General features: G+C 34.1%; 19 protein-coding genes. 5 read left to right on the top strand and 14 right to left on the bottom strand.

The genetic code is table 11. The annotated features are described in order from the left end of the window. Positions 1 to 99: 99 nt before the first annotated feature. Together ACVQ8P_RS02865 and ACVQ8P_RS02860 are read right to left on the bottom strand one after the other, a co-directional pair. Positions 100 to 654: a 5-formyltetrahydrofolate cyclo-ligase gene (locus tag ACVQ8P_RS02865; RefSeq protein WP_462297390.1), complete on the bottom strand. Its 555-nt coding sequence runs from the start codon at positions 652 to 654 to the stop codon at positions 100 to 102. Between the two features lie 4 nt (positions 655 to 658). Then, positions 659 to 1,699 (bottom strand): zinc-binding alcohol dehydrogenase family protein, encoded by a 1,041-nt coding sequence (locus ACVQ8P_RS02860; protein WP_462297389.1) that lies wholly within the window; start codon positions 1,697 to 1,699, stop codon positions 659 to 661. A gap of 152 nt (positions 1,700 to 1,851) precedes the next feature. Here ACVQ8P_RS02860 and ACVQ8P_RS02855 point away from each other — a divergent pair, with 152 nt between their 5' ends. Then, positions 1,852 to 2,559 carry a DUF975 family protein gene (locus tag ACVQ8P_RS02855; RefSeq protein ID WP_462297388.1) on the top strand — a complete coding sequence of 236 codons (708 nt, stop codon included), beginning with the start codon at positions 1,852 to 1,854 and terminating at the stop codon, positions 2,557 to 2,559. A 24-nt stretch (positions 2,560 to 2,583) separates the two neighbouring features. Here ACVQ8P_RS02855 and ACVQ8P_RS02850 read toward each other — a convergent pair whose 3' ends face one another. Next, a complete protein-coding gene (locus tag ACVQ8P_RS02850; protein ID WP_462297387.1) occupies positions 2,584 to 3,216 on the bottom strand; it encodes a DNA alkylation repair protein in 633 nt (210 codons plus the stop codon). A gap of 93 nt (positions 3,217 to 3,309) precedes the next feature. Here ACVQ8P_RS02850 and ACVQ8P_RS02845 point away from each other — a divergent pair, with 93 nt between their 5' ends. The 3 genes from ACVQ8P_RS02845 to ACVQ8P_RS02835 all read left to right on the top strand — a co-directional run bounded on the left by ACVQ8P_RS02845 (position 3,310) and on the right by ACVQ8P_RS02835 (position 5,441). Next, on the top strand, positions 3,310 to 4,413 hold the full coding sequence (locus ACVQ8P_RS02845; RefSeq protein ID WP_462297386.1) for a baeRF6 domain-containing protein: 1,104 nt from the start codon (positions 3,310 to 3,312) through the stop codon (positions 4,411 to 4,413). Positions 4,414 to 4,513: 100 nt separating this feature from the next. Beyond that, entirely contained in the window at positions 4,514 to 4,984 is a 471-nt protein-coding gene (locus tag ACVQ8P_RS02840) for a nucleoside 2-deoxyribosyltransferase (RefSeq protein ID WP_462297385.1), read from the top strand. Positions 4,985 to 5,066: 82 nt separating this feature from the next. Next, positions 5,067 to 5,441 carry a hypothetical protein gene (locus ACVQ8P_RS02835; RefSeq protein ID WP_462297384.1) on the top strand — a complete coding sequence of 125 codons (375 nt, stop codon included), beginning with the start codon at positions 5,067 to 5,069 and terminating at the stop codon, positions 5,439 to 5,441. A 316-nt stretch (positions 5,442 to 5,757) separates the two neighbouring features. Here ACVQ8P_RS02835 and ACVQ8P_RS02830 read toward each other — a convergent pair whose 3' ends face one another. The 5 genes from ACVQ8P_RS02830 to ACVQ8P_RS02810 form a co-directional block, all read right to left on the bottom strand. Then, complete coding sequence (locus ACVQ8P_RS02830) at positions 5,758 to 7,662, bottom strand: M13 family metallopeptidase (RefSeq protein ID WP_462297383.1); 1,905 nt, start codon at positions 7,660 to 7,662, stop codon at positions 5,758 to 5,760. Between the two features lie 152 nt (positions 7,663 to 7,814). Next, a complete protein-coding gene (locus tag ACVQ8P_RS02825) occupies positions 7,815 to 8,657 on the bottom strand; it encodes a carbon-nitrogen hydrolase family protein (RefSeq protein WP_462297382.1) in 843 nt (280 codons plus the stop codon). A 67-nt stretch (positions 8,658 to 8,724) separates the two neighbouring features. Then, on the bottom strand, positions 8,725 to 9,435 hold the full coding sequence (locus tag ACVQ8P_RS02820; RefSeq protein ID WP_462297381.1) for an ABC transporter permease: 711 nt from the start codon (positions 9,433 to 9,435) through the stop codon (positions 8,725 to 8,727). Further along, positions 9,428 to 10,129, bottom strand: a complete 702-nt coding sequence (locus ACVQ8P_RS02815; RefSeq protein ID WP_462297479.1) for an ABC transporter ATP-binding protein — start codon at positions 10,127 to 10,129, stop codon at positions 9,428 to 9,430. Before ACVQ8P_RS02815 ends, ACVQ8P_RS02820 begins: the two co-directional genes overlap by 8 nt. Before the next feature lie 72 nt (positions 10,130 to 10,201). Continuing rightward, positions 10,202 to 10,741 (bottom strand): PadR family transcriptional regulator, encoded by a 540-nt coding sequence (locus tag ACVQ8P_RS02810; RefSeq protein WP_462297380.1) that lies wholly within the window; start codon positions 10,739 to 10,741, stop codon positions 10,202 to 10,204. Between the two features lie 380 nt (positions 10,742 to 11,121). Between ACVQ8P_RS02810 and ACVQ8P_RS02805 the strand changes: the two genes are divergently transcribed. Next, on the top strand, positions 11,122 to 11,259 hold the full coding sequence (locus tag ACVQ8P_RS02805; protein WP_462297379.1) for an IS3 family transposase: 138 nt from the start codon (positions 11,122 to 11,124) through the stop codon (positions 11,257 to 11,259). 585 nt (positions 11,260 to 11,844) lie between these two features. On the opposite strand, the gene sufB is transcribed toward ACVQ8P_RS02805, so the two are convergent. From sufB to ACVQ8P_RS02775, 6 genes are all read right to left on the bottom strand, one after another. Beyond that, a complete protein-coding gene (sufB, locus tag ACVQ8P_RS02800; protein ID WP_462297378.1) occupies positions 11,845 to 13,239 on the bottom strand; it encodes a Fe-S cluster assembly protein SufB in 1,395 nt (464 codons plus the stop codon). 15 nt (positions 13,240 to 13,254) lie between these two features. Continuing rightward, positions 13,255 to 13,686 (bottom strand): Fe-S cluster assembly sulfur transfer protein SufU, encoded by a 432-nt coding sequence (gene sufU / locus ACVQ8P_RS02795; protein WP_462297377.1) that lies wholly within the window; start codon positions 13,684 to 13,686, stop codon positions 13,255 to 13,257. Then, on the bottom strand, positions 13,673 to 14,911 hold the full coding sequence (locus ACVQ8P_RS02790; protein ID WP_462297376.1) for a cysteine desulfurase: 1,239 nt from the start codon (positions 14,909 to 14,911) through the stop codon (positions 13,673 to 13,675). Before ACVQ8P_RS02790 ends, sufU begins: the two co-directional genes overlap by 14 nt. After that, positions 14,880 to 16,172 carry a Fe-S cluster assembly protein SufD gene (sufD, locus tag ACVQ8P_RS02785; RefSeq protein ID WP_462297375.1) on the bottom strand — a complete coding sequence of 431 codons (1,293 nt, stop codon included), beginning with the start codon at positions 16,170 to 16,172 and terminating at the stop codon, positions 14,880 to 14,882. Before sufD ends, ACVQ8P_RS02790 begins: the two co-directional genes overlap by 32 nt. A 13-nt stretch (positions 16,173 to 16,185) precedes the next feature. After that, a complete protein-coding gene (sufC, locus tag ACVQ8P_RS02780; protein WP_462297374.1) occupies positions 16,186 to 16,968 on the bottom strand; it encodes a Fe-S cluster assembly ATPase SufC in 783 nt (260 codons plus the stop codon). Positions 16,969 to 17,118: 150 nt separating this feature from the next. Continuing rightward, positions 17,119 to 17,931, bottom strand: a complete 813-nt coding sequence (locus tag ACVQ8P_RS02775; protein ID WP_462297373.1) for a MetQ/NlpA family ABC transporter substrate-binding protein — start codon at positions 17,929 to 17,931, stop codon at positions 17,119 to 17,121. Between the last annotated feature and the right edge of the window lies 1 nt (position 17,932).

Here is a 17,932-nt window from a genome sequence, read left to right as displayed (position 1 = left end):
ATTTGTTCGTGTTTATCTCTCTAACGAGCAATTACTATTGTACTATATTCGTATATTAATGTAAATGACATTAATATACGAAATTTCGTTAAGTATTTCTTATACTGTGATAATTTTATCAATTTTGATATCAAATGGATCAATGTCCCATTTTTCAGAAGTTATATTTTGGACATCAAGACAAAGTGCCACTGTTTTAGGCTGATATTTGGCAATAAATCGATCATAATAGCCACCACCAAATCCGATTCTTTGATGATTTTTCAAATTGAAACCCACTCCTGGTACAATCACTAAATCCAACTCATTATTTTCAAGCGCAGCATTATACTCAGGTTCCAAAATACCATAATCACTTTTTATCAATACTTGTTCACGAGATAGATATGGTAAAAATGCTAATTGCTTTTCAGGCATTGTTTTTGGCACATATACTTTTTTTCCTTGAGATAGCGCAGCTGCCAATAATTGAGTTGTCTTAAATTCAATCGGTTGACTCAGTGTTACACCAATTGAATGCGCTGACTGCCAATCAGCTGACTGCAAGACTTTATCAATAATAGTGGCTTCTTGTGCCTCTTTTTCTAATACCTTATTTTTAGATAAATCAGTCATTTTCTGAATAATTACTTGTCTTATTGCTTGTTTATCCAATCGCTCACACCTCTGCATCAAATTTGCCAGTTATGACAAGTTTGCCAATCATACCGTCAGCTTCAACTATTTTATGAGCTGCTCGTAATGTGTCAGCGTTAAGTCCTGTGACTGTTTTGGTCATCGTTGATTTTAACTCTCCCGCATCCAATAGTGTTGCTAATCGATTGAGTATCGTCCCTTGTGAACCCATATCTGCCGTATAATAAACCCCTTTTGTAAAAACCGTTAGCCATTTAAAATCATTACTTTTATTCTTTAAAAGACTAATTGGCAGTTCTGTTGCTGTCCCTACAATAGAAGTAATAATACCTTGTGGTTTAATTAAATCCGCTGCTACACTAAAATAGTGCTCCGTTGAGTGTAAAATTAAAATAGCATCAACTTCATTAATATCTAATTTTGCTAGTTGTTCTTTTAAATCTTTTCGATGATTAATAATGATGTCAGCACCCATTTTTTTGACCCAATCACTCGTTTCTGATCTTGAAGCAGTCGTAATCACTGTTAAGCCTGCCCATTTAGCCAATTGGATGGCAATTGAACCAACGCCACCCGCTCCATTAATAATTAAGACAGATTGTCCTTGATTAGCATTTTTTTCTGGAATAAAGTCTAATTTTTCAAATAAAGCTTCCCATGCTGTAACACCCGTTAATGGCATCGCAACTGCCTCAGCATTTGAAATTTTATTGGGTGCATGCCCAACAAGTCGTTCATCAACTAATTGATATTCCAAATTACTTCCTGGACGATTATTCACACCAAGGTAAAAAACCTGATCACCAACAGCAAAATTAGTAACCTCTGACCCAATTTCTGAGACTGTCCCAATGGCATCAAAACCTAAAATAAGTGATTTATCTTCAGAATCAATGCTCATTCTTGATTTATAATCTATCGGATTAACTGAAACGCCTGCTATTTCCACTAGAATATCGTGTTTTTCAGGCACCGGTTTATCAATTCTGATATTCCGTAAAGCTCTTATATCTTCCGTCTTAAACTGACCAAATGCTGCAATTGCCTTCATTTTATTTGCCATTACTTATCTCTTCTTTCATTTAATGTAGCGTCTAATAGTTATCTTACTACAGTTTAGTAAAATAATAGCTATACTCAGATTTAATTGACTTTTACGTCCAACTTTTGTACGCTTTATTGGAACATAATCTAAAAATATCAGGAGATGACATGATGGATAAACCATTAAAAACACGTCGTGAATTAAAAAATAGCGTAAAAGTACTATTTAAGGAACATTGGAAAACAGCAATTTTAACTAGTTTAATTGTATCTGCGTTAACAATTATCGCGAATAGTTTCTATCTTCATGCTTATCTAGGATCAATAAAAGCAGGCTCAAAAACGGCCATTTATACAACCTCATTTAGTATCTATTTAATTTTAACGTTCGCCGCATCATTCATCTTAATTGGCGTTAATTACTCATTTCTAAATTGGTTTGATTCAAAAGAACTTTCAAAAACACCCGTTAGAGATAGTTTCCAAATCTTTTCTAATGAATTTTTCTTATCAACAATCTGGACTGCTATCGTTAAATATTTTTTCACAACCCTTTGGGCATTACTATTATGGGTTCCTGGTATTATAAAAAAATATAGTTATTCACAAGTGTACTTAATAAATAAGGACTTGGCAGAAAATCCAAATCATCCAGAACTAACCGCACGTCAAAAATTAAAATTAAGTGCCAAATTAATGAAAGGTCATAAATTCGACCTATTTGTTCTAGAACTTAGCTTTTTAGGTTGGAACTTACTTTCTACCATTACTTTTGGAATTAGTACAATCTGGGTTTTACCTTACCAATCAACAACCTATGTCGCATTCTATAGAGACTTAGCAGGCGATACTTTTTTAACAATGACAACTAACAAATAAAAAGACTGAATTTCTTCAGTCTTTTTATTTTGTCTTCACATGTTTAAGTCCTTCTCGAACAGCTAACTCATGATTTTCAACAAAATCTTTAACCCAATTCATATCGGTTTTAGCGTATTCACGCAACGACCAGCCAATTGCTTTTTGAACAAAAAATTCATTTGTTGTCCTATCGTTTAAAATCATTTTTGTTAAATAATCCAAATGCGTTTCTTTCCGATAACCCAACTGGAGCGTAATGCCAACCCGTCGCATCCAAAAATTGTCATGATTTTCAAATTGTTGACTAATAGAATCAAAAGTTTCTGAATGTAATCGCACAAAATCACTAATAACTTTACGTAAACTATCAACTGAATCCCACCAAGCCTTAACAGAAACTAAATCAATGAGTACTTGAATATCATCTATTGTGAGTCGTTTCACATTTTTTTGTGCTAAATCTATTGCAACATATTGATATTCCCTTTCCTCTCGATCGTAGTAAGCCACAATTTGTGCTAAAAGCTCATCCAGTGACCATCCCTTTGATTCTTTCATTATATCTTTTGTTAAGTCACGCCGATTTGGTGCCCGAATTCCTAAAAAAGTAAACTGATTTTTCATATAGGCTTCCATTTTTTCAACATTTTCATGATTTCTCTCAAAATTAATCATTTTTTCCCCTTCCATTGTAACCGCAACCATATCAGTTGGATAAAGGATTTTATGATGTTATACTAAGGTTAATCATATAAAGGGGGAATCATTATGTCAATGCATAACAATTTGAAACAATTACTAACAATCAAAGAAGGACCAGTTGTATCAATCTTTATCAAGACATACCCAGGAATTAATTTTGCCGCAAAGAATCAATTGAAACTCAAAACTAGTTTGAAAACTGCAAAAGAAGAACACGCAGAAATTGATAAAAAAGTTTGGGTTACAATTGAAGCGCAATTAACCCAGTTCATCAATGATATTGCTGATAGAATTGGTCAATTCCCTAGCATTGCACTTTATTTAACACCAACTGATTACTTTAAATTCAATTTGAATCACGCAATTGAATCTGACCAAGTTATTGTTGGTCCTGAAGCGTACACGTTACCATTACTTGCTCAACAAGCCACAAAATTATCAGGAACAATCTTGAGTTTACATCGTGATTCATTCGAGCTACACCAATTTAAAGAAGGTGTCTTGTTAAAACAAGCCTTACCAAAAGACGCTCCTATTGATATGATCTCAGCACTTGGTCCTGAAAGAACAGATACAACAACGACTCATGGTCCTACAGGTGCCCTTCACGGTTTAAACACTAAAGATGAAGAAAAAGCGATTGATAACAAAAATTACTATTTAGCAATTGAGCAATTTTTAATGGCTCATCCAGAATTAATTTACAAACGTCTTTTCCTTATTGGTTTACCTAAAAACCAAAGCCTATTCCGTGAATTAACGAAATTAAAAACAATTAACTCAGAAATTACGATTAAAAAATCACCTAGCGCTTTGACAACTGCAGAAATTGAAAAAGAATTATTAGACCAAAATCAACTCTTAATTGATCAAACCGTTGAAAAATTATTAGATCATGCTCGTTCACTCGATGAATTTAATCCAAGTGAATCAAGCCCAGTTGATTTGTTCGCTTTATTAACACAGCATCGTGTTAAAACTTTGTTAATTAATAAAGATGCAACTTTCCCCGGTTTAATTGTTGATGGTCAAATCGTTGACACCGAACCTGGCAAAACAACCAATAACCTATTAAATGATTTAGCTAACTTTACGTTACGTAATAGTGGCGATGTCTACGTTATCTCGGCTGACCACTTTAATTCGGGTCAATTCGTTTATGGCGTTTAAGCATTCAAAAGAAGACATGTTGTCTTCTTTTTTTGTGCCCGATTTTTAACTATCATGTTATACTTAAAAAAACAAATACATCTTTCAGGAGACGAAATTAATGAATAAAGTTTATTTAGCAGGTCCTTTTTTCGACGACAAACAACGTAACCGCGTTGCTCAGGTTGTCGCAGCCTTAAAAGAGAACAAAACAATTGATAGTGATAATATCTACTTACCCCAAGATAATCAAAGTGAGCAATACGAACAATTCAGTAAACCATGGCAACGTGCTGTTTACCTAGCTGATACACGACAAGTTCATCGTGCTGACGTTGTTGTCGCTATCCTTGATTACAAAGATGACGAAGGTAATGAGCCCGACTCCGGAACTATGTTTGAAGTTGGCATGGCTGTTGAAGCTCATATTCCCGTTATTTTAGTCCAATTTGAAGCTGGTCGCGTGATTAACTTAATGTTATCTGAAAGTTTAACGGCCTTCTTTGATGAAAATAAGAATGGCTTAAAAGAACTTTCTAAATACAATTTTGATGTTTTGGAAGAAAAAATTACTGAGAATGACGTTTTATAAATCAATGATGAATTGTCACCTAAAGCTTGCTAGACGTTTTTGGGGGTGTCTATCGTAGTTATTGAAAGGAGATATGCAATTTATGAAAGAAGTAGATGATAATTACAAGCTTATCAAAAGAAGAAAACAAGAACGAATTGCAAGTATTGTTACCGCTATTTCTCTTGTTTTAATTGCTCTAATTTGTTTCACTGGCTTATTTTTAAAGAACAGAGTAAATGAAAATTTTATTGCTCTATGCGTCATACTTATATGTATTCCGCTTACCATTTCTAACTATATATTGTACAAATCCTTCTACCCCAAGGCAGAGAATGTCCCACAACCATTATTTATACCAAAAGTATATGGTCTTGGAATAACAATTAATCCTAACCATCCAGTAGGAAAGTTTTTTTGGATTTTAGTAGGTATAGCTATTTTAATATTACTTTTCTACACAATCTTTAATCTATAACTAGAATCATGGTAATCTAACTATTATTTAATCAAAGACACATAAATAAAAATCATAGATAAAGTTCAGAAACAATGGCTCTATGTCAAATAGCGTTGATAAAGCAAAAAAATAGTGTCGATGATTTCTCATCAACACTCAAAAGTATAGAACCTTTATTCTTACTATTATTCTGGATTTTTTTCTGCAGAAAATAGCAAAATTTATGTGTTCAAGTGAAGAATCTAAATCGTAAGATTCTTCAGCTTTAATTTTATCATTTTTTGCTTCATCAACGCTATTTGAGATAGAGTCTTTTTACTGTCTTATCTATTTATTACCAAATGTTAACGCGTTCATCAGGAATTCTATACATATCATCGCCTGGAACAACACCAAAGGCGTCATAAAAATCAGCTAAATTTTGAACCTGAATATTAGCCCGTAACTTGGCTGGCGCATGGACATCAATTGATAATAACAATTGCATGTACTGCGTCGCTGCCTTCATGCGCCAGACTTGCGCCCAATTAATGAAAAATGCTTCAATATCAGCATCATCTTCTGCTTTGGCAGCCTCCAATGCACAACTCAGTCCACCTGCATCAGCAATATTTTCAGAAACCGTTAAAGTCCCATTAACTTTTTGACCAGCGTACTCAGTTCCATCAAATTCATCAATCATTTGTTGTGATAATCCTTTAAAATGAGCTAAATCAGCTTCACTCCACCAATTATTCAAATTACCATATTCATCAAATAACGCCCCATTATTATCAAAAGCATGCGAAATTTCATGAGCAATCACAGCCCCAATTCCACCATAGTTAGCACTACTACTCTGTTCTAAACTATAAAATGGCGCTTGTAAAATTGCTGCTGGAAAGACAATAATATTTTTAAATGGATGATAATAAGCGTTAACTGTTGCAGCACTCATCTCCCAGAGATCACGATCAACTGGTTGGTTCCATTTACTAAACATATCTTCAGTCGCTAATTCGTCAAAAGCCATTGCGTTCTCTAATAATGTTTTATCAGCATCAACATGCATTTTTTGATACAATGGGTTAATTTTATCTGGATAACCAACTTGAATACCTAATTTACTTAGTTTTAAAATGGCTTTATCTCGTGTCGCACTTGTTAACCACGTATTATTAGCCAACCTATTTTGGTAGACACCTATCATTTTTTCAACCATTTGGTGGACGTCTGCTTTAGCGTCTTCACCAAAATATTTATGTCCATAATATTCGCCAACAATGCCACTATAAGTTCCCATAGCTAAATAATAAGCAAATTTCTGTTGTTTCTTCGGTGCTTTACTTCCGGATAACGCGCGTCCATATTCACCAGAAATAACACGTAAATCATCTGATAAGAATGAACTAAGACTTCCTACTGTTTTAACAATTAACCAGCTTTTAAAGTCATTAAAGTGGTCTGCATTTAAAATCTCATCAATCGCCGCTAAATACTTAGGTTCAGCTACAATTATTTTTTCTGGTTCATTGCCATTTAAAAGATTTTTAACAATGGCTTTTAAATCTAAATTTTTACTTTGTGAGCCAAATTCTTCAAAAGTTTGAGGATTGTATACTTTGCTGTAATCAGCTGATTCTTCAGCACTTTTCACATGTGGCACTAAATTTCGATCAAAAGTTAATGCTTGTGAAATGACTTGTTTAGCGTCTTCTTCACTATAATCTAAAGCAACTAACAATTTAGTCATCATTTGGCTAAATACTTGAAGTAACCCTGCAGCTTGCTGATTGTCTTCTTCATAATACGTTTTATCTGGCAAAATCAACCCTGGAGCTGCCGCAAATAACGCATTGATTTGAGCATTTTTCATATCGGCATCAACATCAAAACCAATTGGTGTCGGATAACCGGCACGAACAAAATCAGCCCATTTAGTATCAAAATCAGCTAATGTAGCTAAATTTTCTAAAGGTGCTAAAACGGCCTTCAATGGTGCCGTTCCTTCTGATGCACGTCGATCAAAATCTGCCGCTAACGCATAGTAGTTTAAGAATTCTTGCATTAAGGCTGACTTTTCACTTGAGTCAGCTGCCATTTTTTCAAAATCACTCATCAATGTTTTATCAATCTCATCAGCTAAATCATTAAAACCACCCGTTGCTGGTTTGTCATCTGGAATTTTAGCAGTTTTCAACCATTCGCCATTCACGGCTTCATATAAATCATCTTTAATTAATTGCTTGTTTACAGTCATTATTTTATCTCCTTTTTAGTTTAATATGTAATCTAGTATAAACGTTATGATGGAGATTTAATAATCATTTACTCAGAAATTGATTAGCTATTTCTGCCAAATTAAAAAAACTGTACCTAAGAAAATAATTTCTAGGTACAGTCGGTCAGCTATTATAGCTTTACAGTCGTTAGTTTCATTTCATTTATCTGATACTTCTTTGAATCAATTAATACAGGATTTTCTTGCCTTATTTCAGCCAAACGTTCCGAATCAAACTCTGTATACAATAATTCTTGCTTTTCAACTGATGCCATTTTAATTACGTTACCTTTCGGATCCCACACGCGACTTAACCCACATGATTCTCTTGATTCAGTATAACCACAATAATTAGTCATTGTCGTATACATGGTATTATCATGCGCTCTTGCTGCGAAACGAATTACAGATCCATCATAGCCATTTCCTTTAGTAATTAGTGCACTAACCAAATAGGCCTGACATCCAGCTTGTGCCAATAATCGTGCATGTTCGCCAAAAGCGGAATCATAACAGATTGCTAAACCTATTTTCCATCCATTTAATTCTAACATCACAAGATTAGACCCAGCAGTGTAAATTTTTCTCTCATCTTCATCAAGATTTATTTTATTGTATCTGATTTTTTCTACCCCAAATTGATCAATGACAATTGATGAAATAAAAATTTTGTCATTCACTCTGGTAGGAGCCCCAATCACTGCTGCAATCTGTTGTTGTTTGCAAACTGCTAATAACGGATTCAAGCGTTCATCATTAGCAGTAAGCGTGTAACGAGTGACATCAGATTTAATCAATTCAGGCGCATATCCAGTTAAATACTCTTCGGGAAAAATAACGATGGCTGCTTTTTCTTTAGCGGCAGCAATGATAACCTCAACGGCTTTTTGGACATTCAATTCAATATCCCCATCATTTGAAGCCATTTGTGCGAGTGCAATTTTCAAATTATTATTTGCCACGATAGTATTCATAAAATCACCGCCTACTTTCCTATAAATAGTATTGTCCAATTTTACTTAAATCTATAGTCATTCTATCTCAGCTTTCATCTTTTTGAAATGATTTTTTTGAAAAATATAGAAATAATCCAAAAAAAATTAAAAGAGCTAAAACCGAAATCATATATTGGCTAGCCGTACTACTTAATATTGCTACATAACTTTTTTGTATCCATTCAACTGGGTTTATTAAGCTTAACCAAAAAATCCAATTTGATTCACTATTTAAATTTAAAAAAATACTACTAAAAATTATCAAAGGTATCATTACTAAATTAGTAGTTATACTTAATTGCCCCTCATTACTAGGAAAAGATGATAAACAAAATCCAATTAAAGTAAAAATAGATGCAGCTAAAAAAAATACAGGAATAAAAAAAATAAATTGTAATCCAGATAAATTATAACTAAAAAGGTAATTTTCAACTACTAATAGTAGTTCAGAAATGACCACTGCAATTAACGTTTGGCTAATAGTAACACTGATAAGATATTTCCAAAGTGAAAAAGAAGTAATTTTTAATAAATCAAATACGCCACGTTTTCTTTGAGCTAATATTGAAAAGGAACTTGTTGTACAACAATAGAAAAAAATACCCACAGTAAGTATACCTAACAATTTATTTCTACTCACCTCTATTTCAAAATAGAATAAACTTATTATAGTTCCCAATGGTAAACATATTGACCAAAATAACAAATAAATATCCTTGATATTCTTCTTAAATGTAATCTCAATTATATTAATCATAATCTTCCTCCTTTCCAATTGATTTATAAAATACTTCTTCTAAATTCTTAACATTGTATTTTTTAATTAACTCTTCTGGAGTACCTTCTTCTAATAATATGCCCCTGTCCATAATCATTATTCTATCTGCTATATTACGTACTTCTAACATATCATGTGAGGAAAATAATACTGTTTCCCCTTTATTTTTCAATTGGAGTACCATCTTTTGAATATCCCTTTGTCCACTTGGATCAAGACCAGCAGAGGGTTCATCTAAAATGACTAATTCAGGATCGTGCAACGTTGCAATACATAGGGCTAACCTCTTTTGCTGCCCTAACGATAACTTAGATGCTAAAGTGCGTTTTTCTTGAACAATTGTATAATTTTCAAGAGCAATTTGAATATTTTCTTTAGTCATATCTAAATTTTGAAATGTTCCAAACAACTTTAAATTTTCTTCTACTGTAAATCCTTCAAAAAATGGTGTTGTTTGTAATTGAACACCAATTTCAGGTTTTTTATTTTTACTTCCATATATAATTTCACCACTATCTGGTTTACTTAGGCCCAATATCATACGTATAGTTGTCGTTTTACCGGCACCATTTGTACCAATCAGTCCTATAACTTCATTTTTATTTATAGAAAAACTCAGATTTTTAATAATTTTTCGTTTTTTAAAATATTTTTCAACATTTTTAAATTCCATCAATTTCAATTTAATTCTCCTTTGTATATTCAACTTTGACTATACGCCATAAAATAAAGCCATATAAATGGCTCACATTTCATGTTCAAGTATAGCTATGGCATCATCAATGAATCTAATTTGTGAATTAATAATTTCAAACATATGCTCAAAAATTAGCTGTGTTAATCGAGGAATTTCACCCTGTAATACTTTTTCTTTAATATTCATTCCACTTTTAACAACTAGTAATTCATTTAATAATTGTTCTTTGTTTTTATTTAACTGCTCGATAGCCTCTTCTTTCGGTAATTGGTAGGCAAGAGAAATACCTGAAAATAAATCTGTAGGATAATTAATATTTGAACTGGCTAAACATTCAATTATTAATTGCTTTTGATACTGCTCTCCTTTAGCAGTAATTTCATATATCGCTTTTTGGCGGTGCCCATTACTTTCAATACTTGCTATTTTTATATAACCGTCTTTCTCAAGCTTCTTTAATGCATTGTAGATTGAACCAGTCAAAACACCAGCCCATCTTTGTGCATCATTCATTTCTAACATAGCTTTAATTTCGTACCCAGACATGGGCTGCAGACCCAACATAGCTAAAACCAATAATTTAGTCACTAAATTTCTCCTTTGTATATTCAACGTTGATTATACTTTAATTTAAATATCAAAATTTGTCAACTAATTATTAAAAATAAAAATCTAATACTCACTACCAGAATAAAAATTCATTAAATATTTTAAAATAGCTACGATATTTCTATGAAACGGAAAACTACCATAAAATATAGGTGAAAATTATGAATTAATTTCTTAACAAATATGTTCTGTATTTTCTTTAAAATCAGATATTTTGTATAATCTATTAAATTAAAAACTTATTTTGACATTCCATCAAAATATTACTTTCAGTAACATTTCATCTTATTAATATACGAAAAAAAATTTCTGGTTCTTTTAAAAAGTAATCCTTATTAGCAAAAAACTCTTCATGAGCGATGGATTATGTAATCAACTTTAATCCAATTTCAATTAATAAATGCTACGTAGAATGGTTTAATAATAATAATCGTATCTCTTGTAAATTAAAAGACATGACTCCGATAGAATATCGAAATCATGTCTTAGCATCTTAAATAATGGTTAAATGTCTAATTTTTTTGTTGCACTTCATTTACTTAAAAATAATTTTTTCTTTTACATATTTCAGCCTACAATGAAATATATTCCCGATATAATTAATATTACTGACAATAAAATACTGAATAAAAAAGCATATTTTTTTCATATTCAAATTGCTACCCATGTTTGAATTTTTAGCTACTAGTATTCTTGGATCATCTAAAAAGTATCTGTTATTCTTTTTTTATTTTTTATTATTGATGGAACATTTTTTAGCGGAAAAACTAACAAAATAATCCCTATCATTACGTTCACATCAAATACTTTATATTCTTCTACCTAGCCATTTATATTTTCTAACAAACTATAAATTATGATAAAATTTTTTTCAAAGACCACTTATAACGAAATATCTTATTCATATTCAAAACTATATACTTTTGCCGTACGATAAATCTCATTATATTAATATTTAAATAGAAATTTTAGCATTTTTTTCTTGAAGAATTGATACTTCAAGAATTTCAGTATATTAATTTTTGATATAAAAAAAGCCTTAAGTACTGATATATCAATACTTAAAGCCCTATGTTCTAAGACTACCCCACTGACCCTTCCATCTGATACTCAATCAGACGGTTCAATTCAACGGCGTATTCCATCGGTAATTCCTTCGTAAAAGGTTCAACAAATCCCATCACAATCATTTCTGTTGCCTTAGCTTCAGAAATGCCACGACTCATCAAATAATATAATTGTTCTTCAGAAATTTTAGACACTTTTGCTTCATGTTCCATTGAAACATTCCCATTCAAAATTTCATTAAAAGGAATCGTATCACTCGCAGATTGATCATCCATGATAATCGTATCACATTCAACATGCGCAAATGAGCCATCGCTATGTCGGCCAAATTTTAAATAGCCACGATAATCAACCCGACCACCATCTTTACATAATGATTTAGAGACAATCGAAGAAGTTGTATTTTTCGCATTGTGAATCATTTTTGCACCAGTATCTTGAATGATGTTACCACCCGCAAACGCAATTGATAACATTGTGCCATGAGCCCCTTGACCATCCAAATAAATACTTGGATATTTCATTGTGACTTTTGAGCCAAGGTTACCATCAACCCACTCCATTGTCGCATTTTCCAAAGCTCTTGCCCGTTTCGTCTCTAAACTGTACACATTATCCGACCAGTTTTGAATCGTTGTATATCGACAGTAAGCGTCTTTCATGACATTGACCTCAACCACTGCAGCATGCAGACTATCTGCAGAATAATTAGGTGCTGTACATCCCTCAACATAGTTCACACTTGCGCCTTCATCAACAATAATCAAAGTCCGCTCAAACTGCCCTGTATTCTCAGCATTAATTCTAAAATAACTTTGAATAGGCACTTCCGTCTTCACACCTTTAGGCACATAAATAAAAGTGCCACCAGACCAAACCGCTGAGTTTAAAGCAGAAAACTTATTATTAGAAGCAGGCACTAATTTACCAAAATATTGTTTCACTAATTCGGGATATTCTTGAACGGCAGAATCAGTATCCATAAAAATAATACCCAATTTTTCAAAATCTTCACGCATATGATGATAAACTACTTCTGACTCATATTGCGCCGAAGAACCAGCCAAATATTGACGTTCAGCTTCTGGTACACCAAGTCGATCAAATGTCTCTTTAATCTTATCTGGAACATCATCCCAATCTCTAGCGACATTATCGCTGGCACGTTGAAAATAACGCATGTTAGCCAAATCTAATTTGGATAAATCAGGACCAAAACTTGGCATTGGCATCTTTTGATACAAGGCAAATGCGCGAAGCCGGTAATCCAACATCCACGCTGGTTCATTCTTGACTGCCGAAATTTCTCGAACAATTGCTTCAGTTAAGCCACGTCCAGTTGAATAAATCGGTTCAAAATCATCTTTAAATCCGTATTCGTATTCGCCACCAACATCTAATTCTTTCATACTGATTCCTCCTTTCTAATTTTCTAAATTAACAGCTTGATAAGCTGCTTTCCAAGCTAATGTTGCACATTTAATCCGTGCGGGAAATTGTGCGACACCTTCTAAAATAGCTGCTTCACCTAAAAGAGCATCGTCAATTGCTTCACCTGTGACCATTTTTGAAAATGTCGTTACCATTTCTTCTATTTCTTCTTTTGATTTACCGATTATTTCATCTGTCATGATACTTGCGGACGCCTGACTAATTGTGCAACCCGTCCCCGAAAAAGCCACTTCTTGAACTTTATCATCTGCCATCACGAGTTCAACTTTCAAGACATCCCCACAAGTTGGATTTCTAAGTTCAATCGCTTTCTGCCCATTAACTAACGCCCCATGATGATGCGGATGCGTTGCATGTTCCAAAATAACTTGTCGGTATAAATGATCTAATTTAGATAGTCCCATATTTAAAGAACTCCTTTGTGGCGATTAACGCTTCAATAAATTTTTGATTTTCTGCCAATGTATTATAAAGGTAAAAACTGATCCGAACGGTTGATGAAACACCCATTCGTTTCATAAGTGGTTGTGCACAATGATGTCCAGCGCGGACCGCAATTCCTTGCATATCTAGCGCCGTCGCAACATCATGTGGATGCAATCCTGCCAAATTAAAGGAAATAACGCCTGAACGTTTGTCACTATCAGCTGGTCCATAAACCGTCACACCTGGAATCGCTTTTAATTTAGGCATTAAGTCCTTAACTAGCATCTGTTCATGTGCATGAATATTCGCCATTCCCACTTCGTTTAAATAATGAATGGTTGCACCCAAAGAGATAACCCCTTCAATATTAGGTGTCCCTGCTTCAAATTTCCATGGAATTTCTTTAAAAGTTGACTGTTGTTCTTCAACAAGTTCAATCATCTCACCACCAAATTCAAGGGGTTGCATGTCATTTAAATACGTTCTTTTTCCATACAAAACACCAATTCCAGTTGCGGCGCCCATTTTATGACCTGAAAATGCAAAAAAATCAACATCCAAATCTTGTACATTAATTGGCATATTAGGAACTGACTGTGCGCCATCACAAATGACGATTGCACCAACTACATGTGCCATCGCGGTTAATTCTTTAATTGGCGTAATACTCCCTAACACATTTGAAATCTGCGTTAACGATACAATTTTCGTTTTGGCTGTCATTTTTAATTTTGCATCGTCAACATCTAACTGACCATCATCTGTTAGACCGACGTAAACTAATTTGGCACCAGTCGCTTTGGCGACTTGTTGCCAAGGGACGAGATTACTGTGATGTTCCATAATGGAAATCAAAATTTCATCCCCAGCCTCTAATCGATTTTGTGCAAACCCTCGTGCCACCCAGTTCAAGCTTTCAGTTGTCCCTTTTGTAAATAAAATTTCAGACGCACTTTTTGCCTGAATAAAATCAGCCACTAATTGTCGTGTAGCTTCAAATTGTTCAGTCGCACGCTCAGCTAACGTATGCACACCACGATGGACATTTGCATTATCATTTTCATAATACTTTGAGATAGCGTCAATAACCTTCTGTGGTTTCTGAACAGTCGCTGCATTATCAAAGTAAATCAGCGGTTCGTCATTTACAAGTTGTTTTAAAATAGGAAAATCATTGCGATACTTTTTCAAATTTTTGGCCATTAATGAGTTTCCCTTCTATTGTTTCAATGAGTCTTGCTCGAACATCAACTGCTGGAATTGCCGTTAACACAGGGCCTAAGAATCCCCGAATAACAAGTCGTTCTGCCTCTTCTTTGTGTAGCCCACGACTCATCAGATAATAGAGTTGTTCCTGATTGACACGTCCGACACTCGCAGCATGCCCCGCTTGAACGTCATTTTCATCAATTAATAAAATAGGATTGGCGTCACCCCGAGCTTTTGTGGATAACATGAGCACGCGACTTTCTTGTTGTGCATTTGCACCCTTTGCACCTTTAATAATATGGCCAATTCCATTAAACGTTAGCGTTGAACGCGATAAAATCACCCCATGTTGCAGAATTTGCCCAATTGAATGTTTGCCATAATTCGTCACACGCGTATCAATTCCTTGAACTTGATTACCCGTCGAAATCGCAACCACTTTAACATCAGCATGCGACCCCGCACCAATTAAATCAGAATCGAAATCACCAATAATATTGCCATCATTAAGTAATCCGATTGACCAGTCAATTTTTGCGTTATCGAGTAAATAGCCACGACGATTAATATAGGCAGTGGTCTGTTCACCTAATTGATCAACGCCAGCAAATTTAACTTGGCTATTCGCTTCAGCAATCACTTCAACAATAATATTCGCAGTTGCTGCCTTATTTCCTAAGGTAGAACGATTTTCTAAATAAGAGAACTGACTATTTTCAGCTGCAACAATTAAGACGTGATGGACATAATCCTGGCCATCACGTGCATCCTGCGTTAAATAAGTGGTGATAGGTTGATCTAGGACTACATTTTTAGGGACATAAATAAACAGCCCACTCGTTAATTGGGCCAAATGAGTTGCTGTTAACCGGTCATCATCCCATTTAACTGCTTTAGTCATAAAATACTTTTGGACTAACTCAGCATGTTCTAATAGCGCTGTTGACCAATCACAAATGATAACGTGCTTGGCTTTCAACTCATCTGATAAATTCAAACTTAAAGTCCGTGACCCAACTTGACTGAACGTATTTTCAGCCATTTTTTTGACATCACCCTCAATTACACCTGATTCTGAAACCACTTGTTCCGGTACAATGGGCCATCTTTGATATCTAATTTTCTCAAATGAAGGAAGCTCTAACGTTGTCATTTTTGTAAAAGCAGCACTTCTCAAGTGTTGGAACCAATCGGGTTCTTGTTTTAGATTAGAAAAATCACTAATACTTTGTTTTAAGACCTTCAAATCACTCATTTCACGGCCTCCATTAAACGTTCTCATCTGTTAAAGTCACTTCTAACCCCAATTCGTCACGTAAACCAGCATAGCCTTCTTCTTCCAGTTTTTCTGCAAGTTCAGCGCCACCCGTTTTGACAACACGTCCATCCATCATAACGTGTACAACATCAGGCACAATATAATTCAATAAACGTTGATAATGCGTAATCATTAAGGTGCCAAATTCAGCTTTTTTCAACATTTCATTGACGCCTCGAGAAACTACTTTTAGCGCATCAATATCCAAACCAGAATCAATTTCATCTAAGATGGCAAATTTAGGTTCAATCATCATTAATTGTAATATTTCATTGCGTTTTTTTTCGCCACCCGAAAAACCTTCATTCAAATAACGATCAGACATTTCCTCTGTCATATCTAAAGTGGTCATCATTTTATCTAATTTTTTTAAGAATTCTCGAATTGGTATTTGGTCATCTTCTGGACGGCGTGCATTAATGGCTGCACGCATGAACTCCGCATTAGTCACACCAGGAATTTCTGAAGGATATTGCATTGCCAAAAATAGCCCTGCTCGAGCGCGTTCATCAACAGGCCAATCTAAAATATTCACGCCATTCAGTAACACTTCGCCTTCTGTCACTTTATACGCTGGATTTCCCATAATAGCTTCAGATAAAGTTGATTTACCCGTTCCATTTGGTCCCATGATGGCATGCACCTCACCAGTCGCCATCTTTAAGTTAACGCCTTTTAAAATTTCTTTATCTTCAATTTCTACATGTAAATTTTTAACTTCAAGTGTCGACATTTTAGTATTCCTCCGATTCATTAATATAGTTCATTCTATCCCAATAAATTGTCCATTTCAATAAAGTCCCGCGACTCACAATCTTTATTTAATTAATAAAATAAAAAGAATTGGAATTAGCCCACTTTCACTGACTAATTTCAATTCTTTCTATTTTGCTGGAATTACTGCACCCTTGTATGTCTTCAAAATCCATTTTTGGGTGTTTTTTGATTGTAATGCTTTGACTAATTTTTTTACGGCCGGATTATTTTTATTCTTTGGTGTCACAGCGACTAAATTCGCATATGACGATGTATTACGCTCTAACGCGATGGCTTGTTTCGTCGGATTCAATCCCGCTTCAACCGCATAATTGGCATTAATCACAATCGCCGCACCTTCGTTATTTTCATACAAATCAGACATTAATTTAGGTTCATACGTATGTTTAAAAACCAAATGTAATTTATTTGTTTTAATATCGTTAAAGTTTGCCGTCGCAACATCTACCCCTTTTTTCAAGGTAATTAGACCTGCATCTTTAAAAATAGTTAACACACGACCATAATCTGAAATGCTATTAGACACTAAAATAGTACTCCCTTTTTTCAAATCGGCTAAATGAGTCACTCGTTTAGAATAGACCCCAATTGGTTCCAGATGAACATTTCCAACACTTATCAAATCACCATTATTTTGTTTATTCCAATTATCTAAAAAGGGTTTATGTTGGAAATAATTGGCATCTAAATCACCAGATTCAGTCGCTTTATTAGGCATGACGTAATCTTGGAAAACTTTTACTTTTAAATCAATGCCTTCTTTTGCCAATATTGGTTTTACGTGAGCTAATATCTCCGCATGCGGTAGATTACTAGCTCCAATTGTCAAAGTAGTCATGTCACTTGATTTCTTGCCACACCCAGCTAATAAAAGGGGTAAGAAGAAAAGCAAAAAAATGATTTTTTTATTTATTTTCATG

It is taken from the genome of Dellaglioa sp. BT-FLS60, from assembly GCF_054941065.1.
This window is presented reverse-complemented; position numbering and strand designations above follow the sequence as displayed.